The sequence below is a fragment of the Lactococcus sp. AK05 genome (assembly GCF_041026685.1).
In the GTDB taxonomy this organism is placed as follows: domain Bacteria; phylum Bacillota; class Bacilli; order Lactobacillales; family Streptococcaceae; genus Lactococcus; species Lactococcus lactis.
In genome coordinates this window covers 479,189-500,187 of record NZ_JBFTEI010000001.1, presented here as the reverse complement: position 1 = coordinate 500,187, position 20,999 = coordinate 479,189, and the positions used below count along the sequence as shown (strand labels likewise).

Below are 20,999 nucleotides of genomic sequence, written 5' to 3'. Positions count from 1 at the left end.
CACCTCCTTCTTGACTTCATTATATTACACTTTTCGATAAAGCGCTAACATTTCGTTCAATAAAAAAACAACTCAAACAAAAATGAGTTGTTTTTACTATATTATGCATCAATTGTCGAGTACTGAGCATTATTTTCGATAAATTCACGACGAGGTTCAACTCTGTCTCCCATGAGCATATCAAAGATTTTGTCAGCTTCTGCTGCGTCTTCAACAGATACACGTGCCATTAAACGGTGTTCGGGATCCATTGTTGTCTCCCAAAGTTGATGGTCATCCATTTCCCCTAAACCTTTATAACGTTGTACAGTAGGCTTTGTTCTTCCTTGTGCCCAACGTGCTAAAGCTTCTTGTAAATCTTTTTCTTGATTTTCACCTGGTTGAATGTATTCTTTTGTTTCTGAACCAACTTTGATACCGTAAATTGGTGGCTGAGCAATATAAACATACCCTGCTTCAACAACTGGACGCATATAACGGTAGAAGAGTGTTAATAAAAGCGTACGGATGTGTGCGCCGTCGACATCGGCATCGGTCATGATAACAAGTTTGTGATAACGTGCTTTCGACAAATCATAATCTGCTCCAAAACCAGTTCCCATTGCAGTGAATAGAGAACGAATTTCTTCATTGGCCAAAATTTTATCCATCGTTGCTTTTTCCACATTCAAAATCTTACCACGAATAGGTAAAATTGCTTGGAATTCACGATTACGTCCTGATTTAGCCGAACCTCCAGCCGAATCTCCTTCGACGATGAATAATTCTGTTTGTTCTGGATTATTTGATGAACAGTCAGCTAATTTACCAGGAAGGTTGGAAATTTCAAGCCCTGATTTTTTACGTGTCACTTCACGCGCACGTTTTGCTGCAATCCTTGCTTTACTTGCCAAAATCCCTTTTTCAACGATTTTACGAGCAACTTGTGGATTTTCTAACATAAATGTTGTCAAAGCTTCCGCAAAAAGTTTGTTAACAATTCCTGTTACTTCTGAGTTCCCAAGTTTTGTTTTGGTTTGCCCTTCAAATTGTGGATTAGGATGCTTAACCGAAATAACTGCTGTCAATCCTTCGCGCACATCATCCCCAGTTAAATTATCTTCGTTTTCTTTAAGAATTTTATTTTGTTTTGCGTAGTTATTAATAACACGAGTAAGGGCTGTTCTAAAACCTTGCTCATGTGTTCCACCTTCGTGAGTGTTGATGTTGTTAGCAAAGGACATCACTACTGAATGATAAGTATCAGTATATTGCATTGCTACTTCAACAGCAATTCCATCCATTTCACCTTCAGTAAAAATTGCTGGTTCAAAAATGACTGTCTTATTTTCATTTAAATATTCAACATAAGACTGAATTCCACCTTCGTAATGGAAATGAACTTCATTTTTTTCATTTCCTTCACGTTTATCTGTTAAGGAAATACGAAGACCGCGATTCAAAAAGGCTAACTCACGAACACGTGTTGCAAGCTTATCAAAATCAAATTCAACAGTTTCTGTAAAAATTTCTGGGTCTGGTACAAAGTGAACAGTTGTCCCTCTACGGTCAGTTTCACCAATAATTTTTAAATCATCTCCAACGAGACCACGATGATATTCTTGATAATATTTTTGGCCATCTTTATGAACAGTAACATCTAGTACTGTTGATAAAGCATTAACAACAGATGAACCAACACCGTGCAATCCACCAGAAACTTTATAGCCGCCTCCGCCGAATTTACCTCCAGCATGCAACACTGTAAAGACTGTTTCCACGGCTGGACGACCCGTTTTTTCTTGAATATCAACCGGAATTCCACGTCCATCATCAACAACAGTAATTGAATTATCAGGCTCAATAAAAACCTCAATATGGCTTGCAAATCCTGCAAGTGCTTCATCAATTGAATTGTCAACAATTTCCCAGACTAAATGGTGCAAACCTTCTTTTGAGGTTGAACCAATATACATCCCTGGACGCATACGTACAGCTTCAAGACCTTCAAGTACTTGAATTTGACTGGCGTCATATTCGTCTGCAAGCATTTCTAAATTTTTATTTTCTTCGTTCAAAGTTAACTCTCATTTCTATGAAAAACTTACTACTATTATACCATAAATCAGCGATTTTAGCTCTAGTGCATGGTATTTTGTGACTCAAACTTGTAAAAAAAATAAGCAATTTTGACTAAAAATCTGCTTATCATTAATTCATTTTTTTAAGATTACAAAATAATCTCTGTCAGCTGATGAATAATGTGAGTTGGCTTGCTATTAAGCGAACCATCACTTACAGCGTTAATCGCTTGTCCTGACAGAGTTGAATCTGTTGAGCTATCAAAATAAATTGTTGATATCCCAGCAGCATTTCCTGCTTCAATATCTAAAGGACGATCGCCAATCATCACTGTCTTCTTTGGATTGAGTTTATATTTATTTAACAAATAGTTAATTGATTCTGGTGCTGGTTTTCGTTTGAAGCCATTATCAGACGTGACAACCTCTGTAAAATATGAATCAATTTCAGCTGCTGACAGAATTGTCAGAACTTGATGATTGCGATGTGAAATCATAAAATTCTTATTTCCTTTTATTGATAGGTCTGTCAGTACTTTTTTAGCACCGGAAAAGAGAATTGGTTTTTCTAATTCTTCTGCTTCTAACTTTTTGTATTCTTCCAAAAAGCCTGGCAAATCACTGGCATATTTTTCAACAGCGTAAGCCGTTGAAACTTTTAGCGCATCATATACATCAGTGCGCAAAACAACACGCTCTGCCATTGACCAAAGCGTTGCAGCAAATGCATGACTAGAACTTTCATAATTGTCCAATAAAGTTCCGCCTAAATCCCAGATATAATTTTCGTAGTCCATGTTAATATTATAACACACTTTAGTAGCTAACATTTTGTCAGAAATGGATATTTTTAGTTTGCTTTCAAAATTTTAACTGGAAATTTTTTACCTTTAAATTGATTCTGAGTTAGTTCCATCTGTGCTGTTAAATAATTCTTTAAAAGTGGTTTTTTTATACTCGTTAATGTAATTTTTTGAAGTTGATTTTTCTTAACATATCTACTGAAATCAAAGGTTTGTTTCCACCATGCCGGATGTTTACCATCTACAATTGCATAACCTTCTCCTGCTAATAATTTATTATCATAATATCTATTCTCAATATCCTTAAAATCATCTTTAGAGTAAATGCTAGATTCATGCATTACTCTATCAGTCACAACAATTGCTTTTTGATTATTTTTGGTCCCATATGTTTCAAATGCAAATTCTACTTTATTTGTTTTTGAATCTAAAACATAGTAAACTTGAGAATCTACTAAGCTATAAGTATCTTTAATTTTATCTTTGAATATCCACCCTCCTAAGGTGAATACAAAAATCCCAATATAAATTACAACTTTTTTCCATGGATTCACTTTTTTTGCTCGAACAGATCTATCGATTTTTTCAAAAGGGTTTTCTGTAAAAAGGTCATCTTGTTCAAAGCCACTTTTTTTAAACCACACTTCTTCACAAATAATAGAAAGCTCATTTATATCCATTGAAATTATAGAACCGTGAATCGTCAATTTAATATTTAAATTGTGACCTGGTTCAAAATAATTTTGATAAAATTTTAAACGTTTGTACCAAGCTTTTTTTTCAATATGAATAGAATCAAAAGAATTTTGTTCGCAAATATACAAGGTATTTGACCGAACATAGATTCCCCGAATATTTCTCCATTCAATCTTAACATTACGAAATAATAATCGTAATAAAATTCCTTCTTGATCAATGACAGCTAATTTGCGACGTGAATGATTTAATAAAAAAAAGAAAAGATAAATAAATAGTATTCCAATAACCAGACTCAATAAAACAAATTGGTGCACATTGAAATCTATTGATTGCCAAACCAAAAAATACTCAATAGAAGGTAAAAATAGACAAAGTGACCATAACCCTCCCAATGTCCAAGTGTCAGTTCTTATTTCCAATGGTAAATAATACTCTTCCATAAAAATTCTCTCCTAATAAAAATATTATATCAGAATTTTCTAATAAAACAGTTTTAAAAAAAGAAACCTCAGGGTTTCTTTTAAGCTTGTTCCGATTTTGATAAAAGAATAACAGAAACGATGACCATCACAATTCCTAGTAATTCAAGTGGGGTTAATTTCAAGCCAAATAATGGAATACTTAAAAAAACAGAAGTCAATGGTTCAGTAGCTGTTGCAACAGAAACAACAAGCGGTGAAATCAATTGAAAGGCTCTTAAAAGCAACAAAAAAGCCAGTGCTGTTCCAACAATAGAAATTGTTAAAACATAAAAAATTGACAAGGGTTCAATTCGAAAATCAATACGCCAAACTGGATAGAAGATATTACAGGCAATCCCCGCAAGCATCATTCCCCAACCTGTCATATTAAGTGCGCCATATTTATCTAATAATGGCCGAGGGATGATTGAGTAAATAACAACAGCTACACCAGCGAGAAGGCCTGTTACAAGAGCTAGGGGACTGATTGATAAATGTTTGATATTTCCGTCCGTAATCAACAAAAAAACACCTATCATTGCTAAAATGACGAATAAGACCGATTTGGGTTTTGGTACTTGACGTTGAAAAATGAGTAAATAAAGCATAATAAAAACGGGTGCTGTATATTGTAAAATTGTCGCTGTAGCACTATTTGAAAGTTGAATGGCCACATAATAAAAATATTGAACAGAAAATACCCCACCAAAAACATACAAAAAGAGGGTTGGCATATTCTTTTTTGATTTCCAGACATCAAAAAAACGCTTATGGTCTCGCGAAAAAGACATGGCCAATAAAATAATACCAGCAATCGTTAAACGTGTTGATGTAATCCAAAGCGGGCTACCATGATAATCACGGAAAAAAAGCTGACCAAAAATGCCAGAAATTCCCCACATACAACCGGCAACTACTGCATAAAGTGTGCCTTTAAAAATTTGTTTTTTTACATTCATTTTTATATTATACCATACATCAAGAGGGTTCATTAGGGTTCAATCATCATTATATTTTTATATATTACGTTCTCGATTATTAGTGAGTTTAAGACATAATGGAGTTAAAAGAATAGCTTAATATTTTATCAAACAAGGAGTGTGTATCTTAAAGATTAGCAGAAAATTTGTTAAAGCTTTACATTATTTTACTATCAATATGGCTCCAAAATTTTATATTTACTTGAACCACTTCATGCGAGTGGCGATATAGTCCCAACTATTTTATTTCCTTGATCAGTTAATTTTGTAAAAAAAAACATTTTATATAAAATGTTTTTTTGGTTATTTTAATAAAAGAATCGGATAAGAATTCCACCGAAGATAAGAACAATTGCACCACAGAGTCTATTAGCCATCTGTGCAAAAGCAATCATTTCCATTCTATCTGATGCAGACAAGACAGCAATGTTACCTGTTCCACCCATAGAATTATTGATCATCCCTGCACCAATGGCAGTTTCGACTGGATAAAGGCCAAAGAGGCGAGCCAAGAACCAACTAGCAAGTCCCATTACAACAACACTTGTCAAGCAAAGTACAACAAATTGCCATGTAAATGCTGAAGCAAGAGTATTCAAGTCAATCAAAGCAAGACCAATACCTGCCAAAACAGCATGAGTAAGGTTTGTCATAATCACTTGGTTAAACATTACAACAGATTCTTCTAAATCTTTAGGAACAGTATTTGTTGCTTTCAAGATAAATACAATAATAATCATAAATGCATATTGATGAATATTAGGGAAGAATTTGTTCAAGATGTCACCAGCCATCAAAAGAGCAAAGGCAAAGAGCATTCCTGTTCCGATTTGTTGAGCATCTAATTTTATTTTAGGTTTAGCCAACTCTTCTTTAGTTGCTGCAACAAGAGTCCCATGTCCATTATATTTAGATTTGTTGAATACTTTAGCGATAGATAAGGCACCAATAATCGCAAGAATATTACCAAAAGTAACTGCTGGAGCAAGTTGAGAGAAGATAGCTGCTTGGTTTCCATGAGCCAATCCGGCTGCATAGATTTGAGAGAGTGGAGTAATTCCGGCTCCCATACCACCTGACATCATTGGCATAGAAACATACATTACAGAATCAGCAAATCCATTACCAATAAGCATTCCTACAAGACCTACTGAGAAGAAACCAATAACCATAGTGATTAAAGCAATCGGAATAAATTTCTTGGAAGCTTTAACCAAAAGATTTCTGTTCATTCCTAAAATAGATCCACAGATAAGTGCAGCTATATAAAAATCAAGAAATCCAAATTTTCCTCCCATAAAATTGGAAACTGCTCCAATAACATTTGAAGGAACAATGTGGAAGAAAGATAATAGAGTAGCACCAATTAAAGTGAAAACAGATCCCCCACCTAAGTATGAATTCATAATAGGGAGTTTTTCTCCTAAGAAGTATAATAGGTGACCTAATGTTACAAGTAGGAGAGTTAACCCTACCATATCAAGTGGAAGTTTTCCTAATAGTGTTACAACTATGATGACAGCTACGAAAAAGGCATATAAGGGAAGACTAATTCCCGATATTTTCGTTTCTTTAAGTTTTTTCATTTAAGATATTCCCCTTAGTACTCTGGATACCATTTAAGATCACGAACTGCTTTAGCCATATCAGTTTCTTTAGATTCAGTAAGACCTTGTTCTTGAGCTTTCTTAGCAACTGCTTCTGCAACTTTAATTGATACATCAGCAACAAATTCAAATGGAGGAAGAACAGGAGCACCTGGTTTACCTGGATCTACTAAACCGCTCAATGAATGTGCAGCTGCACCGATCATTTCATCTGTCAAAAGTTTTGCTTCAGATGCCAACATTCCTAAGCCCAAACCTGGGTAGATAAGTGAGTTGTTTGCTTGACCAATTTGATAATCAACACCTTTGTAGTTGATTGTTCCTGAAGGAACACCAGTAGCGACAAAAGCTTTTCCATCAGACCACTCAATAACTTGTTCAGCTGTAGCTTCCATTTTTTTAGTTGGATTTGAGATAGGGAAGATTACTGGGCGTTCTGTATTAGCACACATTGCTTCAACAACTTCTTTTGTAAAGGCACCTGGATTAGTTGAAGTTCCTACTAAAATAGTTGGTTTTACTGTCTTAACAACGTTAAGAAGGTCAGTCATATCTCCAGCATCTTTATAATCAGCACGTTTTTTAGCAAATGGTTTTTGAGCTGGTGTAAGGTCTTCCATATCATCAAAAAGTAAACCTTGTTGATCAATCATGAAGAAATGTTTGTAAGCTTCTTCTTCAGAAAGACCTTCACTAACCATTTCAGCATGAACACGACCAGCAATCCCTGCACCGGCTGAACCACCACCATAGCAAAGGTATACTTGATCAGTTAATTTTTCACCTGTAATGTCAAGTGATCCGAAAATACCACCTAAAACAACAATACCAGTTCCTTGAATGTCATCATTAAATGTTGGGATTTTTGTTTTGTAGTTATTTAAAATTGTTGCAGCATTTGAACGTCCGAAATCTTCCCAGTGAAGGTACAATTTAGGGAAAATTGATTCTGCAGTTTCTACAAATTGATCGACGAAACTGTAGTATTGGTCACCGTAAATACGTTCTTGATGGTTTCCAAGATACAAATGATCTTCTAAAAGTTCTTTTCTATTTGTTCCTGCATCAATAACAACTGGAAGTACAGACGCTGGATCAATACCTGCTGCGGCTGTATAAATCATTAATTTACCAACTGAGATATCAACACCTTGAGTTCCCCAGTCTCCGATACCAAGGATTCCTTCAGCATCAGTTACAACAATAAGACGAATTTCTCTGTCACCTGCTGCATTTTTCAATGTTTCAGTAATGTTTTCAGGGTGGTTAATATCAAGATAAGCAGCATATTGTGGATCTACGAACAAATGACTGTAGTTTTCAATTGTATCTGCAATTGTTGGATCATAAACAACTGGATTAAATTCTACAATATGTTTGTTAAATAAGTAGTAAAACAAAGTACGGTTTGTATTAAAAATTTCCATCAAGAAATGACGTTTTTCTAAATCAGATGGTTTTGTTAAATATTGTTCGTAAGTTTGTTCAGCTTGTTCTTCAATTGTTTGAACAGTTGGTGGAAGAAGACCAATCAACCCCAATTCTTTACGTTCTTTCATAGTAAAAGCTGTTCCTTTATTTAAAAAAGGATTGTTTAAAATTTCATGTGCACGCATCGTACAACCTCCATAAAAATTATAATTAATGTTATTACTTTATTACTATAAACTTCTTTTATCGTTATAGTCAAATCCCTTGGTGTTGATAAATTTTATTTATAACGCATAAATAATATCAATGTTTATCTAAAAGGCTTGATATAAAAATAGATGATATTAATCAAAGAAATAATACTAATAATTAGCTTATAACTATTAAATGATGAACTGTTCTTCTCCTATTACTATTCCTAATTTATCAGGGTTTCAAACAATTTAAGATTAAGATTTTTTGTCAATGGTGGCTGTGTATCTAAAGTATACATTTTTTTAAATAAAAACAAAATTGTGCGCTTTGCTTTATTCATATTTTCTATTATATGAAAGTATTCTAAAAAAGTAGAGTAAAATCACTCTACTTTTATTTTTTAAATTTATGTATCTTTTAGGTTAATAATTTGATTAGAAATTTTTTCAACAAAAGCTTGATCATGTTCGACCAGAAGCATTGTTGGATGATAAGTTTCTAGAAGTTGAATTATTTGTTCACGATTAAACACGTCAAGATAATTAAGCGGCTCATCCCAGAGATAAAGCTCTGCTTCTTGCGATAAACTACGAGCTAATTCAACCTTTTTTTGTTGTCCTTGACTCATCGTTTCTATCTTTTGGCTAAATTGCTTGCGCTCCATCCCCAGTTTTCTGAGATTAGCTAAAAATAATTCATAATCTAATTGATATTCGGTAGCAAAGTCTTTCAGATAGCCACGATTATCATAAATCTGACGAACAAATGATAGCCTTATCCCCTGAGGAAATTGAACAAATCCACTGTGCTCACCAGAAAAATCACCAGATAAATATTTAATAATACTTGATTTCCCTTGACCATTTGGTCCGACAATTGCTGCAATCTCTCCCACTTTCAAAGAAAAATCAATCGGCTGGAAAAGTAATTTTTCGGTAAATCCAAGAGAAAAATTTTCAAACTGAATCAGTCTTTTATGATGTGAAGGTTGAAAATTCATGATAAGAGGTTCAGTTTTTTCGATATTTTTGAGTAATTTCTCTTTATTCTCAACTTCCTGTCCCATTCGTTTTTCAATTGATTTTGCTCGTTGATTCTGTTTTTTGGCAACTTTTTTATCCACAAAGGTTGCTCCGGCAACATTTTCTCGTTGATTAGACCAATCTCTTTTTTCTAACGAAGTTTTTTTCAGTCTTGAAATATCTTTACGTAATTTTTCATCTTCAGCAAGTTCAAAGTCATCACGCAACTGTTTCTCTCGTTCATAGGTTGAGAAATTTCCCTGATAGAGAACTATTTGCTGACGTTCAATTGCCAAGGTGTGGTCACAGACTTCGTCAAGAAAATTTCGGTCATGTGATACAACGATAAATCCTGATTTCTTTTGAAGATAGTCAGCAACTATTTTTCTGCTTTCCATATCCAAATGATTTGTTGGTTCATCAATTAGTGGAAAATTGTCCTCATCTAAAAATAAAATTGCCAAGAGACACTTGGTTTGTTCCCCACCCGATAAACTTCCAAAAGGACGCCAAAGAATTTCTAAATCAACTTTCAATAAAGATAATTCACGTTCTAATTTCCATTGTTCAAATTCGGCTAATTCATTTAGCACATAATAAGTTAATTGTGAATTTCTGTCAGTAATTTTTACTGACAGACTTTCTACAGAATATTTATCAGCAGTATTTTGTTTTTTAGATTTATCTTTATCATTAAAATCTTCTTCTGTCAGTAATTGGGGGAAGTAAACAAAGTTTTTGTCAGTAATTATCGAGCTGTCAGTAGTTATTTTACCTTGTAGTAAGTTTAAAAGGGTTGATTTTCCACGGCCATTTCGCCCTACTAATCCTAATTTCCAACGGTCATCAATATTTATTTGGGCATGATTGAAAATCATGTTATCCCCGTAGCCAAAGGTTAAGTCTTTAAATTCAATATTTGACATTTAATTCTCCTCTCATTTGTGAGAATTAAGAAATCTAATTTGAGTAGAAAAACTCAGAGTGAGTTCCTCTGAATGTTCATAAATCTCAAATTCCCGCTTTTCTTGGAGCATTAATTTTTGCGCCGTGTTGATTTTGCTTGGTTGCTTTTACTGCTGTCATCCCATTAGTATTTTTCCCAGCAAATTGCGGTTTATTCTTCTTAATTTGTTCTAGTTTAGCTTGCATTTCTTTTTGTTTTTGATTCATTATTTTCTCCTTAAATTAAAAAACTCTTTTCACAACTTAGGTGAAAAGAGCTTTAAAAGATACAAATTCTGACAAATTGCCCAATCTGTAAACATAATAAAAGTCTATTCTCTCTAAGTTATGAAGACAACAAAAATACTCGATTTTTACGAATATTTTTAAAGTTCAAAACTTAGATTTTCAATAGACCTTACCTCGTTCATTTATTTAAGACAATTATAGCACAAAATAAAATGAACTGTCAAGATAAAAACTTGACAGTTCATTTTCTAGATTAATGGAATTGCATTCCTCCATCAACAATAATTGTTTGACCGGTAATATAGTTTGAATCAGGGCCAGCTAAGAATGAAACAACATTTGCCACATCTTCAGGCTCAGATAAACGTTTCATGGCAATATCTTTTGCGAAAGTTTGCATTCCCCATTCATCATCTTTACCAGCATTTTTACCAACTTGATGCGCAATATCAAACATCATTGGTGTTTTTACAATCCCTGGTGCATAAGCATTAACTGTGATTCCTTCTTCTGCTAAATCACGAGCAGCAATTTGAGTCATCCCACGAACAGCAAATTTTGAAGAAGAATAGAGCATTAGATTTGGATTTCCAACAACTCCAGCTTGTGAGGTTGCGTTGATAATTTTACCTCCATGACCTAATTTTCTAAAAAGTGCTGTTGCTGTCTGTGTTCCCCACAAAACTCCACCAACATTAATATTATAGACCTGATGAAATTGTTCAGGTGTAATTGTTTCAATTGGTGTTGTTGGGGCAATTCCGGCATTATTAACTACAACAGTTAAATCACCAAATTTGTCGACAACAGCATTCAAAGCTGAAATAACTTGGTCACGGTCAGAAACATCAGCTTTAACCGCAAATGAGTTTTCTCCAAGCTCTTTTGCTGCTTTTTGAGCTGTTTCTTCGTTGTAATCAATAATAGCTACTTTAAAACCATCATTATAGAGACGTTTTGCGATTGCAAAACCGATTCCTTGACCTGCTCCAGTAACTGCTGCAATTTTAGACATCTTATTTCTCCTTTATTTATTTAATTTATAGACCTTTACCAGTGGGTGAAACTAAAATTTTAACAGCTGTTTCATTATGATGAATCAGCGTATCAAATCCTTTATCAATCAAATCATCCAAACCGATTTTAGCTGTGATGAATTGGTCCAATTTTATTTTACCTGTTGATACTAAATCAATTGTTTTTGGATGAGTGTTATTATAAGCAATCGTTCCTAAAAGGTTAGCTTCTTTGATTACTAATTTTGCCATATCAACACTAGCAGGCTTGCCCCAAATTGCAACAATGACAACTGTTCCACCCATACGAATCGCATCTAGACAAGCGTCAAATCCCGGTTGGACAGAGGTACATTCAAAGGCTGCGTCCACTCCTTTTTCATTAATTTCATGAACTTTAGCTTGAATGTCATCTTCAATTGGATTGAAGAAATAATCAGCAACTTGTGCTTCTTGTGCTTTTTTACGACGAAGTCCACTAGGTTCACTGATGATAACAGTATGTCCTTGCGCTTTTGCAACGGCAGCAGTTAATAGTCCAATTGGTCCAGCACCAACAACTAATACCGTACTCTTTTCACTTAAATTTGCCCGTTCAACAGCGTGATAGCCAACTGATAGTGGCTCAATTAGAGCGGCTTCATCCAATGGTAAGTTATCAGGAATTTTGTGAACCCAACGTTCATCAACAGAAATTTTTTCAGCCAAACCTCCGCCATTTCCACCCAAACCAATAAAGTTTGAACCTTCTGAGAGGTTATAATGTCCAGTTTCACTTGTATCAGTACCTTCGGGAACGATATAAGGTTCGACAACGACATGGTCACCTACTTTAAGTCCGCTTACTCCTTCACCTATAAAATTTACAACCCCAGACATTTCATGTCCAAGAGTGACTGGTGGTACTTCTCCAGTAATTGGATTAGGATGTTCTGCTGACGGACAAAAAATTGGGCCATCTAAAAATTCATGAAGATCTGTTCCACAAATTCCACACCAAGCCACATCAATGCCAACTTGACCAGCTTTTACTATTGGTTCATTAATTTCATCAACGCGGATATCCCCGCGGTCATAAAAACGTGCTGCGCGCATAAAAACGCCTCCTCTATATAGGATGGTTGTCGTTTCAGGCAATCAATTAAATTTAGTATTTGAGATTTCTCTCACGAGTTTATTCTATCATTAATTCTAATAATTTACAAAAATTTAAAGCGTTTTCTCCCTTGATATATATAGACTTTTAAATGTTTTATCGTAATAAAAAAGCTACTGAATTTTCTGTCAGTAACTTTTACTTTTTGTATTCTTATTAATTGTTAACGTCTATTTCTTCGACGATTTTTTCGACTATCACCCTTAACTGGGATTTGTCTTTGTTCCTTGACAAATTCTGGTAATTGATTATATTTCATTGATAAAACAAGCCCTAAGCCAATGATATTTGCCATTAAGGCCGATCCTCCTTGAGAAATGAAGGGTAAGGGAATACCTGTTAAAGGAACAACACCAATAGCTGCTCCAATATTTTCAAAGACATGGAAGAGAATCATCATAATAATACCCGTTGAAATATAGGTATAAAACTGATTATTTGATTTGAAAGTTACTCGAATCATTCGATAAATCAGCATAAAGTAAAGGAAAATCAAAAAGGCTGATCCAACAAATCCAAAATCTTCAGCAATGACAGTGAAAATCATATCTGATTCTCGAACGGGAACATTGACATTAGCTACACCAACTCCTTTACCCCAAAGACCACCAACACCAACTGAAATCAATGAGCGTGCTTGTTGAAGACTGAAAGTCTGAGAATATTCAAAAGGATGTAACCATGCGATAAAACGATTGACCTGATACTGAGCAAAACTGGTACTTTCAAGAAATTTTTGTCCCTCTGGTGAAGCAACTAGAGCAACAATTCCTCCAGCTACTGCTGCTACGAAAAGAAAAGCTGGCGCAAGTATTTTCCAAGAAATACCAGCAACTAAAATAATTCCAGCAAAGATAGCTGCAAAGACCAAGAAAGTTCCGAAGTCTTTTTGAAAGACTGATAAAATGGCAACTGGAATTGTTTCAAGTATCAGAAGTCCGATTAAGCGGAAATCATCTTTGAGTACCCGTTTTTTTAGATTATTTTGGAAGGTAACCACAATCCTAGCCGAAAATAAAATATAGGAAAGTTTCATAAACTCCGACGGTTGAAAAAGATTTCGTCCTCCAAAAGCGAGCCAGTTTTTTGCACCCGTTGAAGCATAGGTTGCTTTATCGTAGAAAAAGATCGGTAGAACCATTAATATAAGACCTAATAGGTAAAAAAATGGTGTTAAATTCCATAAAAACCTTGAATCCATATGCATGACAATTAAAGCAACAAAGAGTCCGACAATAACCCAAGTTCCTTGTTGAACAACTAGATTCGTTGCTTGTGTGGGGTGGTCATGACTTACTGCAACATAAAGTGCGTAAAGACCAATCAATATTAACATAAAGGCTGGTAAAATTAGCCCATAATCAATTCGTGAATCAAATGTAAATCTATTTGCTTTCTTGTTTTTCAAAACTAGCTCCAGTCAGTTTAATCTTGTTTCGGCAATTCATTTGGGGCAATTTGCTATCACTTAGTTCTAACTTTTGCTTCAAATTTACAAAAACAATTTTATTATTGAGGTGACTTCTGTTTAAAATCATAAATCCATTCTATTATACAATTTTTTTGGATGATTTGGGCATTCTTTCTCAAAAATTCCAATAAAAAAACACCGAAAGCACTTTCAGCATTTTATAAAATGTGCCCAAGAAGGTCTCCTCCAAAAATCAAAAGATAAGAATAGAGGAGAATTGGCAATGGTTTACATAATAAGATACTCCAAGTGAAGAATTTCCAACTCATTTTTGTTTGACTTGCTATTAAAACAAGTGCATCATCTGGGGCAATAGGAGATAAAATGAGGAGCGCGAAAACAATATTAAAGCGTTTTTGCCCCTTATCCAACCAAGCCATGTATTTATTATATGTTTTTTCTTTGACAAAAGTTTTGGCTAATGAAGAACCATATTTTTTACCAAAGTGAAAAAGTAAAAAAGAGCCCGCAACAATTCCAAAGTAATTATAAATAAAACCCCAAACTGGTCCAAAAATCATGACCCCTGCTGCCATTGTAATCCCACCTGGTATGATTGGAACAATGACTTGCAAAATTTGCATACAAAGGAAGATTAATGGTCCTAAAAAACGATGTGCCACAATCAATTGTTGTAAGACTGCTTGATTTTGAAATGCACCAAGGCGCCATAAATAAATGCCACCAACAATTGTCGTAACAAAGCCAAGAATAGTAATTAAATTAAAAACTCGTTTGATATATCTTAATACGTTATCATTCAAAGAAAATCCTCACTTTGGGCATTTTTTTTGGCTTTAAGGTAGGCTTCATTTTCTTCAATCCAATCTGGCAAATAATTAGCAAGGGTTTTAAAGCCAATTTTATCCCGAGAATCAGTAAAATGTTTTTTTCGGTAAATATGGTGAACTTGCGGATTTTTTTCCAGACTGCGAATTGACAGGCTAATTTTGCCATTATATTCATCAATATCAATAATTTGTGCCATCACTTTTTGGCCAATTTTAGCAATATCATGAATACTTTTGACATAACCAGATTGAATTTCAGAAATATGAATCAATCCTTTTTGTTCAATTTTTTCTTTATTTGATGAATTATCCAGGTAAAATTTTACAAATGCACCATAATCTTGCATTCCAATAATTTCAACCTCAACAATATCACCGATTTTAGGACTTTTCTTTTCCATATTATGGCTCGATAATCTCAACTGATTCAATAACGACATCATCGACTGGTTTATCTTGCGCACCTACACGAACAGCGGCAATTTCATCAAGAACTTTATAGCTTTCTTCATCAACCAATTGACCAAAGACAGTGTGACGGCCATCAAGGTGAGGAGTTCCACCGCCAGTATATGTTTCAGCTACTTCTTCAGGCCACCCTCCTTGGATAAGTGAATCTTTAGGATAAGGCAAGTTTTTATTTTGAACAATGAAAAATTGACTTCCGTTTGTATTAGGTCCAGCATTGGCCATTGACAAAGCTCCCCGAAGATTAAAGAGGTCCATTGAGAACTCATCTTCAAATTTTTCTCCGTAGATTGAAGAACCTCCCATCCCAGTTCCTGTTGGGTCTCCTCCTTGAACCATGAAATCTTTGATGATACGGTGGAAAATTACTCCATCATAATAACCCTCTTTGCTAAGTTCAATAAAGTTTTTTACGGTTTTTGGAGCAAGGCTATCAAATAATTTTACAGTCATTTTTCCATGATTTGTATTGATAATTGCTGTAGTACCTTTGTAGTTTTCAAGTTCAAGTTGTGGGTAAGTCATATTTTTTAGTTAGTATTTTTATTTCTAAAAATACCTTCCTTTCTTTTTATAAATTAATAAATTTCTGTCAGTAATTTTTACTGACAGTTTTTACTGATAGCTTTAATCAATAATTTTTAAGGCTTGTAAGGCTTTTAGAATTCCATCATTTTCAACAGAATCAGTAATGTAATCTGCTTTTTCTAAAATTTCAGGATGTGAAACCTTCATAGCTACTGACAGACCGGCAAAATCAAAGAGTTCACGGTCATTAAGTTCATCACCAAAATTCATCATGTTTTCAGCTTTCAGACCAAGTTCTTGTAAAACTTTTTGACAGCCGATTGCTTTAGAACCTTCCATTGGAACAATATCTGAACTGTTTGGATGCCAACGAACCAAACGAATTTTATCGGATAAAGTTTCTGGTAATTCTAATTGGTCATCATGGTCAGAAATTGTCAACATTTGATAAATTTCATTTGTTTTATAATAATTGGGATTTTCTTCCAATTCCGAATAAACTGGACCAATTGCATCGCTAGCAACTTTATCCCACTTGGAAATCCGTAAACTGTCGGACCCAACGAAGGTATATCCGCTTTTCTCAGCTTCTAACCAGCTAATGATTTCTTCAACCAACTCCTTAGAAAAAGTATTTTTATATAATACTTCTCCTGTTTGTGCATTTTCAACATAGGCACCATTGATTGCTACATAGAAATCTGGTTTTAATGCCCTAACTTCTGGAACAACTCCGAAAAGATTTCTTCCCGTTGCAATTCCTGTCATAATCCCTTTTTCACGAAGTTTATGAAAGACTTCAGTAATTGATTCAGGCATGAAAGCTGAATCTTTGACCCTCAAAGTATCATCAATATCAAAAAAAATGATTTTTATTTTTTGGGCTTTTTCTAATATTTTTTCCATCTATTTTTCACTTTAATTTTATTTGTACAAACTAAATTATATCATATTTCTAACTTGTTTTTCCTCAGGTTTAAACTAAGTGATGTTGAATGGCATAAATTGTTGCTTGAGTTCGGTCTGACACTTCAAGCTTATTAAAAATATTAGAAACATGAGTTTTGACTGTTTTTAAACTGATAAAAAGTTCGTCAGCAATTTCTTGATTAGAAAGTCCCGTCGCAAGTACTTTTAATACTTCTAATTCTCTTTTTGATAAATCATCATATAATTCATGTTTTCGATGTTTTTGTTGAGCAATCTTTTCCTTGACAGCATCGGAAAGGACATCTTCTCCATTGGCAACTTTTCTGATCGCAGATGCGATATCAGCGGCTTGTGATGTTTTAAGAATATAACCTTTAGCTCCAGCAGCTAAAGCTGGAAAAACTTTTTCGTCATCAATAAAACTCGTTAGAATTAAAATTTTTCGTTCTGGATTTTTAGCTAAAATCTTTTGCGTTGCTCCAATTCCATCAAGTCGATCCATCACTAAATCCATGAGAATAACATCAGGGTCAAGCATTTCAGTTTTTAAAAAGCCTGACTCGCCATCGGCAGCTTCACCAACCACTTCGATATCGGGTTGAATATTCATGAAACTTGATAAACCTAGTCGCACCATCTGGTGGTCATCAACAATTAAAAGTTTAATTTTTTCCATTTTGTTCTTTCTAAATACGCATCATTTTTAAAGGCTCGGCTTCGCTTTAGGGATAATGATTTCAACAGTTGTCCCCGCACCTGGTGCCGAGATTACTTTGGCATCTCCACCAATTAATAAAGCACGTTCTTTGATATTGGCTAAACCGTAACTGGCCGTCTTATCACTAGTAGAAACATCAAAACCAACTCCATCATCAGCAATTTTCAAGAAAATGTTTCCAAGTGATTCTCTTAAAGAAACTTCAATGTGCTCGGCTTGCGAATGACGCAAAGTATTCGATAAAATCTCTTGAGCCATTCGAAATAAATTGTCCTCAACATTACTCGTTGCTTCAATATCAGCCAATTTAACCGTAATATTTGCTGATATTTTCGCTTGGAGCTCGTCTGTCAGTGCTGACAACCCTTCTGCTAGACTCTTGCCATCTAGCTCTACTGGTCTAAGATGTAGTAAGAGCGCTCGCATTTCATTTTGTGCAGAATGGAGCACTTTTAAAACCAATTGTGTTTGTGTTTCAATTTGTTCTTTAGTCAAATTTTGTGTCGAACCAGCAACAGAAGATAAAATCATTGTCGCTGCAAAAAGTTCTTGACTGACAGAATCATGAAGTTCTCGTGAAATTCTTTTACGCTCTAATTCAATAATTTCAGCTTTATCAGCAGATTTTTGCTTAGATAATTCTTGGAGTTCAGCTGACATATTCATAATTTTATCATGAACAACTTGTAATTCAGGAGATTCAGGTTGTTGATTTTCTTCTAAAAGTTTTATATCATCTTGAAATTTTTGTTGAATAGCCATATTTTCAATATGATTAAAAAGGGTAAAAATCAGCGCAAGTAATCCTGCAACTGATATAAATATCCATAAACCATAGAAATTATCTCGAAGTTCCCTAATAATATTAGCGGTATTTAGTCCCCCTAAAGGTTGCCCACTATTCATCATTATAAATAGAAGAAGATACATAATAAGGATGATACTAAAAACTGCTAAAAAGGTTGTGAAAAGTGATTTTTTCATCCTCGAATCACCTCAATATTTCCTGAATCAACACGGATATTGATTTTAATTCGTTTTTCCGCCTGATCTAAATTTTCACTAAAATAACGAACATTTCCCGCATTAATTTGTGCTGCCTCATTGAAAATCTTTACAAGCCCAGCATTTGTTGTTAAATCAAGCGAAACTCCTACGTCCTCAGGAACAATAATTTTTGTATTACCTGTCATTTTTTTAATAGAAAGACTATTTCCAGAAGGTTTAAAAGTAACATCATCAAGATCAATGATATCATTTTGATTTTCATTCATGATTGACTCAGATTCATCTTGAGAAATATCTTCGTAAGAAAAATTTCTTACTCCTCCTTCTCGTGGATTATTTTTCCAAAAAACGATGCAAGCAATCGTAGGGAAGATAATTGCTAACCAGAACCATCCAACTGTGAAGAGAATCATTACCGATATTGCCCAAAAAATGAAACTGATGATACGTAATACACGCGCACGCGAACGAGTCGCTAAGATAGTAAAGAGAATAGCTAAAGCTAGAACTACCCACATACGTGGTGTACTAATCACATGAAAAATCAATCCTAATACAATAAAAATTTCTATAATAAAGATTGCTTTCAATTTTTTATTCATAAATCTATTGTACCAAAAAAAAGCTTACTTTTTCTCGGACTTAAGACTTAAATTTTACTTAAGCAAAATAGAGAAAAAATACTCCATTCATTAAGATGAAGTATTCTTTAAATTACTTGATAAAAAATATTTTTATCATATCCCATAAGATTTTTCAAAAAGATTTCTACCAGCTTGACTTCTTAACCCCTGGAATCTTACCTTCATGCGCCAATTTTCTAAAATTAACTCGTGACATACCAAATTTTCGCATGTAGGCTCTGGGTCTTCCGTCAATTCGATCTCGCATTTTCATTCGATTGGGTTGAGAATCTTTAGGAAGTTTTCGGAGAGCTTCATAATTTTTTTCTTTCTTAAGTTCCTGTCTAAGCTCTTGATATTGAGCAACTAATTTTTGTTGCTTTTTAAATTTAGCAATTTTTGATTTCTTCGCCAAAATATTATCCTTTCATTTATTAATTTAGTTAACCAGTTAAGTATATCCCATAAATAAAACAATGTCAACTGGTTAACATTATTTTATTATCTCTATTTTAATTAGCGACTAAAGCTCCTCCTTGACTTGAAACATAGTCTTGGGCATTCTCCTTATTTATTTTTACTAGACTCCCTTTAGTATCCACTCCATAAGTTTCACTTTTTTCACCTTTGATAGTTACCGTCGCAGAAGGCATATAATATTGGTCAATTTGACTTCCAAAATAGTTTTCATAAGTAATGACACTTTGATCAAGCTTATCAGTGACAGACTCATCATTTGCTTGTCTTATTATATTTTGAATAGCCAAATCCACATTTTCTGGTATGAATTCATAACTTCCACCATCCACCATTTGACTTACCCCTTGATATTGAACAGAAACTACCTTGTTAAGACAATCTTTGTAAGCCATAAGTGCGGTCAAATTAGCAAGATTTATCGAAATGTTCGTTTTAAAATCTGATGAAATATCATTTAAAAATGATTGATATTTAAAAACACTATTAAGACTAAGCATTTTGTTCATTAATTCAGTCATAACTTCTCGTTGATGAGCGGCACGTCCATAATTCCCATTGGCTAACGTATCTCTATCTCGAGCAAAAACTAAGGCTTGTTCTCCGTTGATGAGCTGCTTAGGATTTCCTGAAAGATAAGGAACATAAGCTTTATATTCAGGTTCTGTATTTGAGATATAAATCGCTCCACTATCTACAATTTTATCTGAACCAGGCAAAGTTATTTTACCTGAATCAGTCCCTTGATAGACATCTGAGCCATTAGTATCATTGACAACTTCTACTCCTCCAACGTCATTCACAAGATTTACTAAACCGTCCATATTAACAATCATAAAATTATTAAGATTAAGCCCTACTTGATTACCAATCGTTTTCATGGCATAAGTGACAGCAGATGATAACCCACCATTATTAAATCCTAAAGGATAAGCAGCATTCATTTTTTGAGTAGATTGAATTTTTCCAGATGCATCTTCAATATTCGTCATCGTATCTCGTTCTACTGAAATAATAGTGGTCGTTTTTGTCCGAGGATTCAATGTTAAAATAATTTGAGAATCTGAATTTCCATTCCATGAATCTGCACCCCCCCGACTATTATCACCAGTATCCACTCCCATGAGCAAGATAGTTAGTGGTTTTTTTGCAGATATACTAGAACTTTTTATTTTTGTATTTACATGAGTTTTCGTTAATGTTTTCTCTGCTTGAACATAGATAACCGCACTAACTGCCACGACTAAAATAACAAAAAGGGACATAAAACGAACAAAATATACTTTTTTAGACCTTTTTATTATTTTCTTTTGTCTAATTTCTTTTCTTTTCATATCAAGAATACTTCTTTCTTTTATTAA

The 20,999-nt window shown here is 34.1% G+C and carries 20 protein-coding genes; all 20 read right to left on the bottom strand.

The features are described 5' to 3' along the window. Positions 1-101 precede the first annotated feature (101 nt). Positions 102-2,057 carry a DNA topoisomerase (ATP-hydrolyzing) subunit B gene (gyrB, locus tag AB6B24_RS02430; protein WP_012897555.1) on the bottom strand — a complete coding sequence of 652 codons (1,956 nt, stop codon included), beginning with the start codon at positions 2,055-2,057 and terminating at the stop codon, positions 102-104. Between the two features lie 152 nt (positions 2,058-2,209). Continuing rightward, a complete protein-coding gene (locus AB6B24_RS02425; RefSeq protein WP_047206396.1) occupies positions 2,210-2,857 on the bottom strand; it encodes an HAD family hydrolase in 648 nt (215 codons plus the stop codon). 53 nt (positions 2,858-2,910) lie between these two features. Beyond that, positions 2,911-4,002, bottom strand: coding sequence for a hypothetical protein (locus tag AB6B24_RS02420; RefSeq protein WP_311802499.1), 1,092 nt, complete (start codon positions 4,000-4,002; stop codon positions 2,911-2,913). Between the two features lie 80 nt (positions 4,003-4,082). Further along, positions 4,083-4,982 (bottom strand): DMT family transporter, encoded by a 900-nt coding sequence (locus AB6B24_RS02415; RefSeq protein ID WP_003131418.1) that lies wholly within the window; start codon positions 4,980-4,982, stop codon positions 4,083-4,085. 329 nt (positions 4,983-5,311) lie between these two features. After that, positions 5,312-6,589: a 2-hydroxycarboxylate transporter family protein gene (locus tag AB6B24_RS02410; RefSeq protein WP_369164105.1), complete on the bottom strand. Its 1,278-nt coding sequence runs from the start codon at positions 6,587-6,589 to the stop codon at positions 5,312-5,314. A 14-nt stretch (positions 6,590-6,603) separates the two neighbouring features. Further along, complete coding sequence (locus AB6B24_RS02405) at positions 6,604-8,226, bottom strand: malolactic enzyme (RefSeq protein ID WP_311802498.1); 1,623 nt, start codon at positions 8,224-8,226, stop codon at positions 6,604-6,606. Between the two features lie 416 nt (positions 8,227-8,642). Continuing rightward, a complete protein-coding gene (gene abc-f / locus AB6B24_RS02400) occupies positions 8,643-10,184 on the bottom strand; it encodes a ribosomal protection-like ABC-F family protein (protein WP_311805050.1) in 1,542 nt (513 codons plus the stop codon). Between the two features lie 85 nt (positions 10,185-10,269). Then, positions 10,270-10,431 (bottom strand): hypothetical protein, encoded by a 162-nt coding sequence (locus AB6B24_RS02395; RefSeq protein WP_003131412.1) that lies wholly within the window; start codon positions 10,429-10,431, stop codon positions 10,270-10,272. Positions 10,432-10,705: 274 nt separating this feature from the next. Then, positions 10,706-11,467, bottom strand: coding sequence for a (S)-acetoin forming diacetyl reductase (locus AB6B24_RS02390; protein WP_047206403.1), 762 nt, complete (start codon positions 11,465-11,467; stop codon positions 10,706-10,708). Between the two features lie 25 nt (positions 11,468-11,492). Further along, on the bottom strand, positions 11,493-12,563 hold the full coding sequence (locus tag AB6B24_RS02385) for a 2,3-butanediol dehydrogenase (RefSeq protein ID WP_017864389.1): 1,071 nt from the start codon (positions 12,561-12,563) through the stop codon (positions 11,493-11,495). A 224-nt stretch (positions 12,564-12,787) separates the two neighbouring features. Further along, positions 12,788-14,032, bottom strand: a complete 1,245-nt coding sequence (locus AB6B24_RS02380; RefSeq protein ID WP_015426198.1) for an FtsW/RodA/SpoVE family cell cycle protein — start codon at positions 14,030-14,032, stop codon at positions 12,788-12,790. A gap of 221 nt (positions 14,033-14,253) precedes the next feature. After that, the gene (locus AB6B24_RS02375) at positions 14,254-14,859 is read right to left on the bottom strand and encodes a TVP38/TMEM64 family protein (protein WP_369164100.1); all 606 of its coding nucleotides are present in this window, start codon (positions 14,857-14,859) and stop codon (positions 14,254-14,256) included. Further along, entirely contained in the window at positions 14,856-15,287 is a 432-nt protein-coding gene (locus AB6B24_RS02370) for a CvfD/Ygs/GSP13 family RNA-binding post-transcriptional regulator (protein ID WP_139916468.1), read from the bottom strand. Before AB6B24_RS02370 ends, AB6B24_RS02375 begins: the two co-directional genes overlap by 4 nt. A gap of 1 nt (position 15,288) precedes the next feature. After that, the gene (locus AB6B24_RS02365; protein ID WP_012897543.1) at positions 15,289-15,879 is read right to left on the bottom strand and encodes a peptidylprolyl isomerase; all 591 of its coding nucleotides are present in this window, start codon (positions 15,877-15,879) and stop codon (positions 15,289-15,291) included. Between the two features lie 102 nt (positions 15,880-15,981). Continuing rightward, positions 15,982-16,788 (bottom strand): Cof-type HAD-IIB family hydrolase, encoded by an 807-nt coding sequence (locus AB6B24_RS02360; protein WP_029343709.1) that lies wholly within the window; start codon positions 16,786-16,788, stop codon positions 15,982-15,984. Between the two features lie 70 nt (positions 16,789-16,858). Beyond that, entirely contained in the window at positions 16,859-17,488 is a 630-nt protein-coding gene (locus AB6B24_RS02355; protein WP_003131402.1) for a response regulator transcription factor, read from the bottom strand. 27 nt (positions 17,489-17,515) lie between these two features. Next, entirely contained in the window at positions 17,516-18,514 is a 999-nt protein-coding gene (locus AB6B24_RS02350; protein WP_038601417.1) for a sensor histidine kinase, read from the bottom strand. Then, the gene (gene liaF, locus AB6B24_RS02345; protein WP_012897539.1) at positions 18,511-19,140 is read right to left on the bottom strand and encodes a cell wall-active antibiotics response protein LiaF; all 630 of its coding nucleotides are present in this window, start codon (positions 19,138-19,140) and stop codon (positions 18,511-18,513) included. Before liaF ends, AB6B24_RS02350 begins: the two co-directional genes overlap by 4 nt. 166 nt (positions 19,141-19,306) lie before the next feature. Next, positions 19,307-19,576, bottom strand: a complete 270-nt coding sequence (gene rpsN, locus AB6B24_RS02340) for a 30S ribosomal protein S14 (protein WP_195935472.1) — start codon at positions 19,574-19,576, stop codon at positions 19,307-19,309. Between the two features lie 97 nt (positions 19,577-19,673). Continuing rightward, a complete protein-coding gene (locus tag AB6B24_RS02335; protein WP_311802495.1) occupies positions 19,674-20,972 on the bottom strand; it encodes an LCP family protein in 1,299 nt (432 codons plus the stop codon). Between the last annotated feature and the right edge of the window lie 27 nt (positions 20,973-20,999).

Excerpts from the sequence above, each read along its gene's own strand:
- AB6B24_RS02425 (WP_047206396.1), bottom strand. The coding sequence starts at position 2,857 with ATGGACTACGAAAATTATATCTGGGATTTAGGCGGAACTTTATTGGAC.
- abc-f (WP_311805050.1), bottom strand. The coding sequence starts at position 10,184 with ATGTCAAATATTGAATTTAAAGACTTAACCTTTGGCTACGGGGATAAC.
- AB6B24_RS02390 (WP_047206403.1), bottom strand. The coding sequence starts at position 11,467 with ATGTCTAAAATTGCAGCAGTTACTGGAGCAGGTCAAGGAATCGGTTTT.
- AB6B24_RS02395 (WP_003131412.1), bottom strand. The coding sequence starts at position 10,431 with ATGAATCAAAAACAAAAAGAAATGCAAGCTAAACTAGAACAAATTAAG.
- AB6B24_RS02360 (WP_029343709.1), bottom strand. The coding sequence starts at position 16,788 with ATGGAAAAAATATTAGAAAAAGCCCAAAAAATAAAAATCATTTTTTTT.
- AB6B24_RS02355 (WP_003131402.1), bottom strand. The coding sequence starts at position 17,488 with ATGGAAAAAATTAAACTTTTAATTGTTGATGACCACCAGATGGTGCGA.
- AB6B24_RS02350 (WP_038601417.1), bottom strand. The coding sequence starts at position 18,514 with ATGAAAAAATCACTTTTCACAACCTTTTTAGCAGTTTTTAGTATCATC.
- AB6B24_RS02410 (WP_369164105.1), bottom strand. The coding sequence starts at position 6,589 with ATGAAAAAACTTAAAGAAACGAAAATATCGGGAATTAGTCTTCCCTTA.
- AB6B24_RS02370 (WP_139916468.1), bottom strand. The coding sequence starts at position 15,287 with ATGGAAAAGAAAAGTCCTAAAATCGGTGATATTGTTGAGGTTGAAATT.
- AB6B24_RS02405 (WP_311802498.1), bottom strand. The coding sequence starts at position 8,226 with ATGCGTGCACATGAAATTTTAAACAATCCTTTTTTAAATAAAGGAACA.
- AB6B24_RS02415 (WP_003131418.1), bottom strand. The coding sequence starts at position 4,982 with ATGAATGTAAAAAAACAAATTTTTAAAGGCACACTTTATGCAGTAGTT.
- AB6B24_RS02420 (WP_311802499.1), bottom strand. The coding sequence starts at position 4,002 with ATGGAAGAGTATTATTTACCATTGGAAATAAGAACTGACACTTGGACA.
- AB6B24_RS02335 (WP_311802495.1), bottom strand. The coding sequence starts at position 20,972 with ATGAAAAGAAAAGAAATTAGACAAAAGAAAATAATAAAAAGGTCTAAA.
- AB6B24_RS02385 (WP_017864389.1), bottom strand. The coding sequence starts at position 12,563 with ATGCGCGCAGCACGTTTTTATGACCGCGGGGATATCCGCGTTGATGAA.
- AB6B24_RS02365 (WP_012897543.1), bottom strand. The coding sequence starts at position 15,879 with ATGACTTACCCACAACTTGAACTTGAAAACTACAAAGGTACTACAGCA.
- liaF (WP_012897539.1), bottom strand. The coding sequence starts at position 19,140 with ATGAATAAAAAATTGAAAGCAATCTTTATTATAGAAATTTTTATTGTA.